This window comes from Streptomyces sp. NPDC001787, assembly GCF_040297465.1.
GTDB lineage: Bacteria > Actinomycetota > Actinomycetes > Streptomycetales > Streptomycetaceae > Streptomyces.
In genome coordinates this window covers 198558-210874 of sequence record NZ_JBEOZE010000015.1, presented here as the reverse complement: position 1 = coordinate 210874, position 12317 = coordinate 198558, and the positions used below count along the sequence as shown (strand labels likewise).

At 66.8% G+C, this 12317-nt stretch carries 14 protein-coding genes and 1 pseudogene; 11 read left to right on the top strand and 4 right to left on the bottom strand.

The features are described 5' to 3' along the window. The 9 genes from ABT170_RS22005 to ABT170_RS21965 form a co-directional block, all read left to right on the top strand. Positions 1–205: glycoside hydrolase family 15 protein (locus ABT170_RS22005; RefSeq protein ID WP_351869948.1), on the top strand; the 205-nt coding region annotated here is incomplete at its 5' end. After that, complete coding sequence (locus tag ABT170_RS22000) at positions 205–1278, top strand: hypothetical protein (protein ID WP_351869945.1); 1074 nt, start codon at positions 205–207, stop codon at positions 1276–1278. The genes ABT170_RS22005 and ABT170_RS22000, both read left to right, overlap by 1 nt. A gap of 396 nt (positions 1279–1674) precedes the next feature. After that, the gene (locus ABT170_RS21995) at positions 1675–1995 is read left to right on the top strand and encodes a hypothetical protein (protein ID WP_351869943.1); all 321 of its coding nucleotides are present in this window, start codon (positions 1675–1677) and stop codon (positions 1993–1995) included. A gap of 201 nt (positions 1996–2196) precedes the next feature. Next, positions 2197–3081 (top strand): DUF3825 domain-containing protein, encoded by an 885-nt coding sequence (locus ABT170_RS21990; RefSeq protein ID WP_351869940.1) that lies wholly within the window; start codon positions 2197–2199, stop codon positions 3079–3081. A gap of 109 nt (positions 3082–3190) precedes the next feature. Further along, entirely contained in the window at positions 3191–3787 is a 597-nt protein-coding gene (locus ABT170_RS21985; protein WP_351869937.1) for a hypothetical protein, read from the top strand. A gap of 298 nt (positions 3788–4085) precedes the next feature. Further along, the gene (locus tag ABT170_RS21980; protein WP_351869934.1) at positions 4086–5036 is read left to right on the top strand and encodes an endonuclease/exonuclease/phosphatase family protein; all 951 of its coding nucleotides are present in this window, start codon (positions 4086–4088) and stop codon (positions 5034–5036) included. 107 nt (positions 5037–5143) lie between these two features. Next, complete coding sequence (locus ABT170_RS21975; RefSeq protein WP_351869931.1) at positions 5144–5839, top strand: hypothetical protein; 696 nt, start codon at positions 5144–5146, stop codon at positions 5837–5839. Between the two features lie 121 nt (positions 5840–5960). After that, on the top strand, positions 5961–6992 hold the full coding sequence (locus tag ABT170_RS21970) for a HEAT repeat domain-containing protein (protein WP_351869928.1): 1032 nt from the start codon (positions 5961–5963) through the stop codon (positions 6990–6992). A 153-nt stretch (positions 6993–7145) separates the two neighbouring features. After that, on the top strand, positions 7146–7838 hold the full coding sequence (locus tag ABT170_RS21965) for a hypothetical protein (protein WP_351869925.1): 693 nt from the start codon (positions 7146–7148) through the stop codon (positions 7836–7838). 345 nt (positions 7839–8183) lie between these two features. On the opposite strand, the pseudogene ABT170_RS21960 reads toward ABT170_RS21965, so the two are convergent. Continuing rightward, positions 8184–8707: pseudogene (locus ABT170_RS21960) on the bottom strand (transposase); the annotation flags it as partial. A gap of 328 nt (positions 8708–9035) precedes the next feature. Here ABT170_RS21960 and ABT170_RS21955 point away from each other — a divergent pair. Further along, positions 9036–9734 carry a ScbR family autoregulator-binding transcription factor gene (locus tag ABT170_RS21955; protein WP_351869922.1) on the top strand — a complete coding sequence of 233 codons (699 nt, stop codon included), beginning with the start codon at positions 9036–9038 and terminating at the stop codon, positions 9732–9734. Here the strand turns inward: ABT170_RS21955 and ABT170_RS21950 are convergent. Continuing rightward, positions 9731–10282, bottom strand: coding sequence for a hypothetical protein (locus ABT170_RS21950; RefSeq protein ID WP_351869920.1), 552 nt, complete (start codon positions 10280–10282; stop codon positions 9731–9733). The two genes, ABT170_RS21955 and ABT170_RS21950, sit on opposite strands and share 4 nt — an antisense overlap. A gap of 535 nt (positions 10283–10817) precedes the next feature. Next, positions 10818–10973: a hypothetical protein gene (locus ABT170_RS21945; RefSeq protein ID WP_351869918.1), complete on the bottom strand. Its 156-nt coding sequence runs from the start codon at positions 10971–10973 to the stop codon at positions 10818–10820. 12 nt (positions 10974–10985) lie between these two features. Between ABT170_RS21945 and ABT170_RS21940 the strand changes: the two genes are divergently transcribed. Further along, on the top strand, positions 10986–11219 hold the full coding sequence (locus ABT170_RS21940; RefSeq protein WP_351869915.1) for a hypothetical protein: 234 nt from the start codon (positions 10986–10988) through the stop codon (positions 11217–11219). Between the two features lie 264 nt (positions 11220–11483). Here ABT170_RS21940 and ABT170_RS21935 read toward each other — a convergent pair whose 3' ends face one another. Next, the gene (locus ABT170_RS21935; protein ID WP_351869912.1) at positions 11484–12311 is read right to left on the bottom strand and encodes a phosphotransferase family protein; all 828 of its coding nucleotides are present in this window, start codon (positions 12309–12311) and stop codon (positions 11484–11486) included. Positions 12312–12317 lie beyond the last annotated feature (6 nt).

Sequence of the window (12317 nt, the reverse complement as noted above, 5' to 3'; positions counted from 1 at the left end):
GCTGTCCCTGCGCAACGACCTGGGCCTGCTGGCCGAGGAGTGGGACTCCCGGCTCCAGCGCCAGGTGGGCAACTTCCCGCAGGCCTTCAGCCATGCGCCGCTGATCGACACCGCCCTCGCCATCGACAAGGCGACGCGGGCCCGGCACGCACTGGCAGAGGCCGTCGCGGCCTTCCCGAAACAGTCTGCCGGGGTGCACGTCTGATGCCGCACCACGACCCGCTCGTCGCCCCTGAGGGCGGCGACACCGACGCCCAGGACCGCCGGACCAAGGTCGCCGAACGCGCCGAACACCGCCGTGCCCTGGCCTCCGCGATCGGTCTGCTGGCGCTCGCCAGCTGCAGTTCCGTGGGAGTAGGTGTCCTGGACGTCCTCAGCCTGCTCGGCGCCAACCGGGCACCGGGCGCCTACCGCCATGTCCTGATGGCACAGCTGGTCGCGGCGTGCCTGACCTCGCTCTGGCTGCTTTGGGCTGTCGCCGTCCGCGCCCGCGGCGGTCAGTTACCGCCCGTGCGGCGGTGGTTCCAATGCGGTGCGGCAGCCGCATGCGGTGTGATCGCCACCGTTGCCGCCGTCCCCAGCCTGGAGACCGGCCAGCTCGGCCCGGCACTGTTCGCGGTCGCGGTCGCCTGGCTGGCCCTGGAGGTAACCCGCGCCCGAAGAGTTGCCCTGGATCTCACTCTCGGCACCAAGGCGGCGCCCGGGCAGCACCGGACGTGGCATGTCGTCGGCGGTACCGTCGTCGCGTGCGTGGCGGGTGCCGTCGTCATGGGCGTGTCCGCGAACATCCTCCGCCTCCTCGACGCCGGCGGCACCGTGCCGGTGATGGCCGGCAGCCAACTGTCCGCGCTCGGAATCGGAGGTGCGGGCGATCTTGTCCTCACCGTCCTGCGCGCCGCGCTCCTCGAAGACCTCGTCGTCGTCGCTGCGGGAAGCACCCTGCTGACCGCGGCGAACCGTCCGACGTGGCAGATCTACACCACGATCTGCACCCTCGAAGTCCTCCTCCACGCCTACCTCGGGGCGCCGGCACTGGCCATGGCCCTCTACGCGGCGGGCCGCCTCTGGCTCTTCCGACGCTACGCCCTGGTGACTCCCATGATGATCGGGCACGCGGGCTACGACCTGCTCGGCGGACTGTTCCTGTCACTGTCCGTCCGGTACCGCCTCCTGATCACGCTGCCGTGCCTTGCGGCCTTCCTGCTCGCGAGACGCATCACGCAACGCCGCGCCGAAAGCGACACCCCGCCACGGGGCGACGTCAGCCGAACTCCGTAGCGCCCTCCGCCTCCCCGCGGAACACAGCCCGGCCGTCCTTCTGCCTCGGCGCACGACGGCGGCTCTCCTGCCGGCCCACCGAGCCCGGCAGTCTTCAGAGAATCGAGGAAACGGCGTTGCAGCCACCCCACACGAACCCTGACACCGGTCAGTCCCCGCAGTACGAGGTACGCCCGCCGGTGCCGCGGGATGACGCGGCGTTGCTGGCGCTGGTCCGGCGCCGCTGCGAATGGGCAGCGGACCGCGGATCCACTCCGTGGCTCGCCATCCCGCCGGCCCAGGCCGACCGGGCGGACGCGAAGGAGTACGTCCTGACCCGGAACGGCGAGATCGTCGCCGCTGTCACCGTCATCGGCCGCTGCCCGCACACCGGGGGGGACGGACGACGAGCAAGCCGTGCCGAGCATCGGACTGACGGGGCTGATCACCAGCCCCGACCGGCAGGATCGCGCCTCCTACAGCATGATGCTGACCCGTTGGGCGGCCGACCGGGCTGCCCGGACCGGCCGGCAGTGGGTGTGCGCCGTCGTTCCGGACGGCCCGGTCGCCGACCATCTGACCATTCTGGGCTGGCGCCTGGTGCGCACGATCGATTCCAGCAGCGGTGCGGCCTGCCTGCTGCGGTACCCGGCGGCCCTCACGGGCAGCACGGACCACGCCCGGCCGCGACAGCCCACCCAGCGCTCGGCAACAGAAGCTCCGCCTGTTCGCTCCTGAGGGATTCGACACCGCGGCAGGCGGCCCGCCCGTGTCGGTCGGCCGGGGCGGCGCCCCGCCCGACCGACACGGAACCCGCAGGCGCTCGACAGCAGATCCTCGCCATTCGGCGGCCGGCCTCGGAGCCGACCAGCCCTAATCCCGCCACAGAGGCCGACAGCGCCCGCTGCCGGAACACACCTTCACCATGGAGTTCACGACATGTCAGCGATCACCGACCCCAACGCCGGCATGCCGCCCGGCACACGAAGCCACGTGGCCGGTGACGCCCGGCCCTCCTTCATGCGCGGCCAGCTGACCGCCTTTGCTTGGCTCGGACACCTTCGCTCGTCCGAAGAACGGCAGGCGGGCACCGGAAGCCCTGACATCTTCGACCATCTCGCGCAGAAGGCCGCGGATGAGCCCTGGGACAGTTCCTCACCCGCCGAGCACGGTTCTCTCGCGACCCTCAAGCACTACGTGACCTGGACATTCGAGCGGGCCCTGACCACTCAGTCAGTCGTGCCGAACTCCGACAGCAGCATGTGCGTCTTCAACACGGGGCTCATGACGCCCCAGCACGAGGACATCCATGGGATCTTCCATCCGAACCTCAACTCCGGCCGCCAGGACTGGTATCTGAGAGGCTGGCGGGTGGCAGGCGACTCTCCACTGGACACGTTTCCCGAACTCCCCCCAGCGGTCACGTACTCGGAGGACCCTTACCCGTACCTCTTCGACTGGGACCTCCCCCTGAAATTCACCGCCCGGAACTTCACCGTCGCGGTAGCCGATCTCTTCCCCGCCGCCCTCAAGGAAATCCCCTTCGGCCTGGAACTCGCGCTCGAAGCATCCGTCGACCGGGCAATCAAGCTCGCGAAACGACACCCCGGTACCGCGGTCCCCGCCTGGCAGCCCGACAAAGCAGAGATACAGCTCCTGCTCCCGCTCTCCCTGGTGAACCCCAGGAAACCGGACGCGGTACTGGTGATAGCCCGCGGCGACATGACCTACCGGAGTACCGCCATCGTCCCGCCGGCCGAGGCATACAAGGCCGCCCGGCTCATCACCCGGCCGACCGCCCGATGGCTGGATCCCTGCGGATAGACCCTGCGGCCCGGACGCACCCGAGAACACCCGGACCCCAACCACACCGGCTGCGCCGCACCCGCAGCCACGCCGTTCCTGCCCCAGAACGAAGCACACGAGGACCCCTGTGTACGAAATACGCGAAATGCTGCCGGCCGACCAGCCCGCTGTCGGATCCCTGTGGCGGGCGCGCGTCCGGTGGGCCGCCGCGCGCGGCCTGGGCCCCATCCGCTACGTCCCGCTCACCCCGGCGGAGCGGGCGGCCGCCGAGCCGGTGGTACTGGTCGGCGACCAGCGGGTCGTCGCGGTGGCCACGGTCATCGGCCAGACGCCCCGCACCGGCTGGACGGAGCGCGAGTCGGCCCAGCGCGCCGTCGGCGTCGTCCGGATGGTCACGGACCCGGCCCTCTCCGCGGACCGGCTGAGCTGGATCCTCACGTCGTGGATCACGGACTTCGCCGCCCGCACGGGACACGACTGGGTGCGCCTGCAGGTCGCATCGCACCACCTGGCCCAGCATCTGCGGACAACCCTGGCGTGGAACCCGGTCCGCAGGGTGCGCACCGCGGACGGCGGTCAGGCGTACCTGATGCAGCGGCGTGCGGAGCCCATCCCGGGCATCCGGGCCCTCGTCGAGGACCAGACCGGTCCTCGGTCGCCTTTCGTCATCGGTTCGGACTTCGGCGCTCATGCCGGTGTTCAGCATGGGAGTTGTGCGTCGTGAAGGACTGCTCGTGGTTCGAGGCAGACCGGAGCGCAGGGCGACACGTCCGTGTTCGTACTGCGCCAGGGAGCGCCGGCGTTTAGTCCCTGGTCCGCGGCGAAGCGGATCTGTTGTACGAGCAAGGTCCACAGGCCTGCGGTGTCTTCGTGGCGTCCTGACCTCCGCCCGCTCCGCCGCGCTCACCCGCGTGCAGGTTGATCCACCGCGAGTCCGGCGCCCGCCCCCCAATCCACCTACGGCCTCCGATGGACATCCAGGTGTCCGTTTCGTCCGCGACCACACCCGAAAGGCCCGCAGCATGAGCACGATCACCGCAGTGAACTGGAATCTGGAGAAGGGCATCAACTGGAAGGAAGGGGCTGCCTGGATCCGGTCGCAGTGCCCCGATATCTATTTCCACCAAGAAGTGCAGCCGGGCCAGCTCGACCAGCTGTCGGAGCTGCTCGGAATGGACGGATACATCGCCGTGCCCCGTCCCGGCAGCTCGAACGACAACGCCATCTTCGTCCGCCGGGGCGGGCCACTGGTGTGTACGGAGAAGTATCCGCAGGCGTGGGCGCCGTGGCACGCGCCGGCGAACATCGCCGTCCGCCTCCGCGATTCCGACGGCACGCTCAGCCCCCGCCAGATCAGCTGCGTCAGCGTGCACGCCTGCTACTTTTCCCCCGAGCTGCGGATCGTCGAGGCACGCTGGTGCACCACCCTTGCCAAGCCCGGCTGGCTGGCCATGCTGCTCGGCGACTGGAACAGCTACCGCGTCGGCACGGACATCGCGTGGGAGAGGTACACCGATGACGCCTTCGCCGCGAATCGGACCTTCGAGGAGAACGGGTGCCGCGGCACCGACATCGGTCCCGACCGCGAGCTTCTGGCCGCGGGGTTCACCGAGATGGCCCGCCACGCAGCCGAGAACCTGCGGCAGCCCAATGCCTTGGCCGCCACGTCCGGCTACCGCGACTACCCCGGACGCCCTGCCGGCACCGGGTACTGCATCGACCGCGGATACCTCAGTGCGGAACTCGCTCCGGCCCTGACCAGCTTCATGGTCTGCGACAACCCCGACCTGCGTCGGCTGTCCGACCACCTGCCCCTGCGGGCCGAGTTCGATGCGACGGAACTGCGCGCGATCCTGCACCACCCTGCGGCCATGTATCAGCCGCACGACAACCGGCACACCGGGGCCGAGATCGCCGCCGACGCGCCCGCCCACCTTCGGCACCGCAAGTCCGGGGCAGCGCCGCGGCAATGACAGCTGCTCCACCAGCCTTCGAGAGATTCTCCGCCCGAGCATGCTGCAGCACAACACCGGCATCTACCCGACTGAGCTTCCGCTCGATCACCGAACCGGAGGATGACATGGAAACGGCATACGAAAAAGAACTGCGCGATGCAGTGGCAGAAGTCCAGGCGTGCAAATCTATTCAGACGAAGAGGTACGAGCGGGGCCCGCTGGCCATATACCTCAAGTGCGCCGACGATGCGTTTGAGATCATGCGGATGGTTCAGGATGTTCCATCAACTGCGGGACTCGAAGAGAGTTTTCATCGGTACTCCAATCTCTCCTTCGCCTGGCGTGCCCTGGAACCGTACGACATGATCGCAGGGGAGTTTCGCATATCCCACATGGCCGAGGCCGTAGTGCGCGGACCTCAGCCATCCGCGTTCGATCCGGCAACCTCCGAAACAGGGCGTCTCGTCGAAGAGTTCAGGATCTTCGAGACCCACCCTGTGGGAGGGACCGGAACATACACCGCACTGAGACTCGCCCACGGCGAGGACTTCCCGGAGATCTGGTACTTCGACATCCGGCAGGGCCCCACCCGGCTCCACATCAGCTACGGCGACTACCTCAAAGTCATGTTGCGCACCAGGGGCCTGTACCACTGGCAGTACCTCTTCGCAGAGCCGGACAAGGAAAACTGCGGAATGTCTGTGTCATTGCCCTATCTGCGCGACGGGCTCGACTTCCTCTCCCGGGAGTTCCCCGGCGACGACCTGTCGGACCTGGGTGACCGATTGGCGGAGCGCACCTTCGTCCGAGACGAGGGGTGAAGGGCGGACGGCCGGGGCACCCCGCCGACGCCCCGGCCTTCGCCACTTGTTGTGTCCTCATCGCCCCCTGCCCACAGGGTTCGCCGCACGTACCTGGACCACGAACGACAGGAGTCGTGCTGTGCCGGACGCCGGAACGGGTATCCACGCATGGCACATCGACGACCGGGACTCTCAGCATCAGACGGAACGGCGCGGACGCCAGTTCGCCTGCACGAGCCTCGATCCCGCACGCACGGCGCTGGTCATGATCGACACGCAGCATCGTCCCCGACATCCAGCACCTCGCCGACCACCTGCGGAGCGCCGGCGGCACGGTCGCCTGCGTCCTGCCCGCGCGCACCGTACGCACCGTACGCACCGTACGCACCGTACGCACCGTACGCACCGAGACCGGCGACGAATTTTACGGCTAAGAAACTCCTCACCCTGCTTCGCAAGAAGAAAGAACGCGGCCCAGCGCGCAGAAGATTTCCGCAGAACAGCGGGTGAGACGCGCGCCCTGCCGGGCGAGGAGCTCGCCGGCCCTAGGCTGTTCAGCCTCACTGTCACCGACTGCAATTTCATCCTTCACCTGGAAGGCAAAAAAATGGCGCACCGTAGACTCGGTTTTCGCAGGATCGCAACACTGGATGAACTGGAAGAGTTCGCCCGACTGCACAATTGGACTTCCGAGGGCTGGCACGAGGCTACACCGGGAACCCCTGAAGGGTACTTCTGGACAACGCCCATGCACGTCAGCGTCTGCCGCATCTCGGATGAACTTCTCGGGCTCCAGTATTTGATTCTTGAATCGCAGGATCAGGTAGCCGTAAATCGCACCCACGAAAAATTGTCGAAGTGTTTCGAAGCCCTGGTCTGGCAGGAGGAGTTCGACCAAGCAGTGGAGGCCACCAACCCCCTGTCGAAGATTACGTCTATTGCGAGCTTGACTTCGTGCGCACCCGAAAAATTCACCGAGGACATCCATGCCCTGCTGGGGAAGAGCCTCGAAGATTCCGACAAAGATGTCCGTGAGGTGACACTCATCGCGATCTGCCGCATCAGGTGGAAGGAATTTTCAGCACCGGTCAGAGACCTTCTGGAGCGGGAAAAGGATTCAGAAGTTCGCGAGACGGCAGAAATCGCCCTGGCGGTCCTGGACAGCGAATAGGGAAAGATTGGACTGTCCCTCCTGTCGGCAGCCGCGGTGCCGCGAGGCCGGACTGCACGCCGCCTCACCGTCCGGCTGCCACGCATTTCATCACGGCAGCCGGACGGCAGGCGATTCCCTGAACAGTTCGAAATCTATTCGAGAGGGTCAACCGTGACAGAGCTGAGCACTATCGAGCTGAGGTTCGTCCAGGTAACAGAAGATCTCATTGCATCCCCAGCAGTGACAGTACTTGTCAGTAATCAAGGCGACATCCTCAAGCGAGCCGGGGACGCTCAAAAGGTTTTCGAGAAGCTTGCATCTCAAGGCTACGCCGTCCTCCCCGAGGAGATGCAGCACTGCTTTATGCGATTCCGAGATGTCGGAGTTCACTGGCAGGCATCCGATCCAGAATCGGGGGTAGGCGGTGAATTCAACCTCCTTCACCTTTCCGAGAGTATACGAATCGGTCCACCCTCATGGCACAACCGCAGCGAATGGAGCCCCGAGCAGCAGGACCTTTTTTCGCAATTTCGGATTTTCGACACCCACCTCCAAAGCGGGTCCGGGACCCTAGGATTTCTCCGAATGATGCCATTCGGCGTGGCACCGGAACTTTGGTTCTACGACAACACCCGGGGGCCGTTCAAGCTACATATCAGCTACTGCTCCTATCTTGAAAATGTCCGAATCACCAAAGGTGGACACTATTGGCAGTACCTCTTCTCGGACATATCCCTGACAGAACCGGGCAATACTTACATTGCAACCCACATACAAAAATTGCTTGACTTCCTGCAAATCGAGTTCCCTGATGTCGACTACGAACCTCTTCTCGATCGCCTATCACGAAAGACCTCGCACTGAACCTCTTTCACCCTGAACAGTTGCAGGTCAACAACGTGTGGACGGCCTGGACGACGGTGTCAATGCGGCGGAGTGCCCCTATCGCTTTGGTCAAGCTGATACCGAACTTGAATGTGCGTTGTCTGCTTGAGGCTGCGCTCCAACGCTGAGCGCACCTACGCGCGGCCGGTTCACATCAGGACGAGGGCGGGTGCAGCAGACGGCGCGATACCCGATCTATACCGTTCCGCCAGCACAGTGACGTCGTCCGCAGGCACAACGGGCGCGTCCTTCCGTGCCTGGCGCTTCGGCTAAGGGGTGTCCCGTAAATGATCTCCGGGTCGTCTCGGGCATGGTTGGTCGCAGTTCGACGCGGGCTCGGAACTGTTAGTGGGACTGTTGTGTTCCTCTTTCCAGTCCGGGAGTTCGGCCTGGCCGCGCTCGCGGCGGTGTGGGATGAGGAGTCCGGTTCCCGGGTAGCCGCCGTCCGCGATCGTGAGGGTCTTGCGGACAGCTGCCTTGGCGCCGGACTCCTCCCATGCATTGCAGTCGTTGCGGTTCCCGGCGAGCGGCCGGCCGACCACGACGACCAGGCGGGTGTCGGCGTCGATGACGACCTGGTGGTTGGTGGAGTGCCCGTAGTTCTTCGATCGCTCGGCAATGGTGTGGTCACGGGTGGGCACCAGGGGTGCCGTCCACGATGAGCACGGCGTCCCTTGGTAAACAGCCTGCGGGGCTGGAGGGCGATCATCGGCGTCGATGATCCGGTCCGCCGCCGACTTGGACTCCCCGAACAGCGGGGCGAGCTGCCGCATCGTCAGGTTCGTGCGCCAGTAGTCCGCGACCAGCAGAGCCCGGTCCTCCAACGGAAGGCTCCACGGCCGCCCTTTACCGAAGCGCTGCGTTCACGGCGGTCGACGCCGTCTTCTGCTCCTTGGCTACCATCGGCGCCTCGCACGCGTCCACGGCGTCCAGGAAGGCCGTGCACAGGGTCAGTCGCCGCTCGACATACTGCGGCGGAGGCGTTGAATCTCCCTGCGGCATCTGCGATGAATTCGCCGCGTCGGTCGGCTGTCAGACTCGGCCGATACGCTCCCCCTAAGTCCCCGTCACCACGCCCGGCGTAGGAAGGCTTGTCCCTCAAGTGCGGCGACGGTTGTTCACGGTCCAGCGGATTTGGACTTCGCCCCCTTCCCAATCACATGACAGGAACAGGCAGTGGCCAAGCAGGAGAGAGCTCTGGTAACGCGGCAGCGTGTGTTGCGGGCTGCAGGCGAGGTCTTCGCCGAGCGGGGATACCACGGCAGCGCAGTGAGCGAAATCATGGTCCGGGCTCGCGTGACGAAGGGCGCTTTGTACTTCCACTTCGCAAGTAAAGAAGCGATGGCCATGGGAGTCCTTTCCCGACTCCAGAACACGGACACCATCATGGCCCTGGCCGGTCCTGTACGTCTCCAAGCGCTTATCGCACTCGTAAACAGCTACGCCGCCCCGCCGCGTACGGACCCGATCCTCCGCGGAGCCCTGAGGCTTGCTGGCGAGCCAGAATTTGAGAGCGGCATTTGGCACGAGCGGCTCCACCTGACGATCACCGGGCTGCTCACCGACGCCGCGCACGCCGGAGAGCTGCTCTCGCATGTCGACGCGGCCGAGACCGCAGAGCTGATCACCACGATGCTCGCCGGGCTCCACCGGTACGCACCAGCACCGGCAGCACAGGACGGGGCGATCGAGAGGATCGCTAGCCTGTGGCGCCACCTCCTGCCGTCCGTCGCGATACCGGCCGTCATCCCCGCCCTCGATCTCGCACAGCGGCCACCGGAACCCGCCGGCACCGCAGACCACTGCGACGGGCCGGACGATCTCCTCGCCCCGTCGTGCAGCACCCAGCCCGCCGACACGAACCCAGGCCGCTAGCGGTCCTCGGCGCGCTCGCGGGCCTCGACCGCATCGGGGTGGTCCTCGCCGAGGAGTTCGCCGACCAGCCTGGCGATGTAGTCCCACTGGTTGGCGACGGTGTTCTTCGAGAACACGGTCTGCTCCAAGATTTCAGCCCTCTGGTACTCGTCAGCGAGGCGCAGGTAGGCGTTGCCCGTCTTCCTGAGCGCCTGGACCCGTGGACTGGGCGGCGGATCGGCCTCCGCCCTCGCGGCCTTCTCCCACAGGTCGAGGAAACGCCTGGTGGTCTCGTCCAGGTCCATCCTGCGGCCGGTGGGTGCGAGCTCTACGAGCAGGGCGATCAGCCGCTGCATCGTCTCGGAGTCCGGCAGTCGGGGCTCCGACAGCACGTAGCTCATCGTGCTGGTGCTCAGATAGCCGGGGTCTTCCGGTGTCCCCGAGCTCTGGGAGATTTTGGAAAGGCTGGGGCGTCCCACCGTCATGTGCAGGTCGTGAAGGCCGTAGATGAGATTCCTCAGCGGTCCCACGTCGATCTGAGGCTTTTTCAGAATTCCCGGCCGCCCCATCGCTTCACTCCTCATTCAGTGTCCAGAACTATCCAGGACTGTACAGAGCTATCGAGCTGGCGGCCGACCCTGCGCGACCGGTGTCCGGGGGCTGGAGGTGCCCAGCCAGTACTGGATCGGGGCCCAACGGACAGGTGAAGAGTCCTTCTCAGGGCACCCGCCGGGTGCCCTGAGAAGGAGGTTGATCCCATGCTTGACCTGATAGTTGTCGCAGCTCTTGGGCTTATGGCCGAGCTGCCTGCGGACCTTGTCGCGGCTGCCGTGATCGGGGTCTTCGGGGCCGTTGTGCGGGCGTGGCGGCGGCGCGCGTCCAAGTCGAAGTGACCTGCGGTGTGCTGCCGGCCCCGACCGGCAGCACACCAGCGTCCCTGCCGATCCGCTACCGGGCTGCGGCAAGGTCCGGAGCGCGCAGGGGCCGCAGTCCGCCGTGCAGGCCGGGGAGCTGGACGGAGTACCGGCCGAGCATGATCACATGGTTCCGCACGAACGGGGATAGCAGGGCGACGGCTGGGGTCGGGCACGCGGCCCTGACGGGCTACAGCGCGACGTACTCGCGGATCCGGCCGCGCACCATGGGCCGGGTGCCGCCGAGGGTGAAGGGCAGAGTGGGGAACCGTTCGGCGAGTTCCGTCGCGCTCAGCGGGCCGCCGAGCGGCAGGGCCGCCTTCTCGCCGCTCTGGCCCCACTCCACCGCACGGACGATGTGGCCGCCGCGCTCGCGCTGCTCCAGGTCGCCCGCGACGACCTGGAGGGTCTGGAAGGTGCCCTGCTACTGGCCGCCAGTACGGCCAGCACCCGCACGGGCAGGCCGCTGCTGACGTTCCGGCAGATCGCCGCCGCACTCGGCGTGGAGTCCGAGCAGGCCGCGCAGGGCCGCTACCGCCGCAGGGTCGGCACTCCGAACGCCTGCTCCTCCGGCATCGACGGCACGCTGTAGCGACGGCTGTCAGCCGCTCGCCTACGTCCTCCCTCGGATTCCGCGCGAGCCGGGCCCGGTTGCGAGATGATTCCTGACTCGCTGGGACCCTCGTCACTGGCATTGAGTTACCTCCGCGCCATTGACGGGATCTTCGGCCCCGCGCACCAGGAAGACGGCGAGGAGCACCCGAACGGGATCGATTCCGACCTGCGATGCCCCATCCGTTTCTGAAACCGCGCATGAACCGCCACCGCCGGACCCCTCCGAATCACCACGAATTCGTTACTCACGCCCGGGGAGGGATGCGCAGTACCGGGCCCATGCCCGCGCCGCGGTGACGGTGCGCTCCAGGTCTTCCGTCCCGTACTCCTGCCACGCTTCCCACCATCGGGCCTCGGCTTCGGTCAGGACGGTCACTGCCTCCCGGGAGGCCTCCGTGAACGCGGGGATCTTAGCGCACCAGCGTGCGGCCTGTTCAGGGGTCTGTTCGCCGTCTAGGACCAGCCGGAAGCCCCACAGTGCTGTATCCAGCCAGGCTGGGGCGCGCATCGCCCACGCCCAGTCGACCATCCACACCCGGCCGTCCCGGCCGGTCATGAAGTTGGTGGCCGCCGGGTCGGAGTGCGCGAGGCGGTCACCGGTCAGGAAGGGCTCGGCGGCCGGGTCGCAGTACTCCCCCCACTTATCCCACGCCGTCCGTTGCACCACCGCCGGCGCGGCCCGCAGGCTCAGCTCGCGCAGCACTTCGGCGACAGCGTCCAGGTGCTCGCCGTCGTCACCGAAGTAGGTCCAGGACGACGCGTCCAGGCCCTCAAAGCACACCACGAGCCAGCCCCCGGCCTCCTCGTGCCACAGCACCTTCGGCGCGCTGGGGAGAAGGAACCGGGCCACCGCGACCTCGGTCCGCAGCTCGCCGATCCGCTCGTGCGCCACCGGCAGCCCCTTCAGGAACACCATCCCTGAGCGCGTCGTCGGCCAGGCCCAACAGGCGAGCGCCGAGCTGGTGCTGTTCTCCACCTCAACCCGCGGGCAGTCCTCACCGACCCGGGCCGCGATCACGGCCCGGGTCGCAGCGGGCAGCTCATCGAACGTCAGCCGCTCCACATACACGGAACC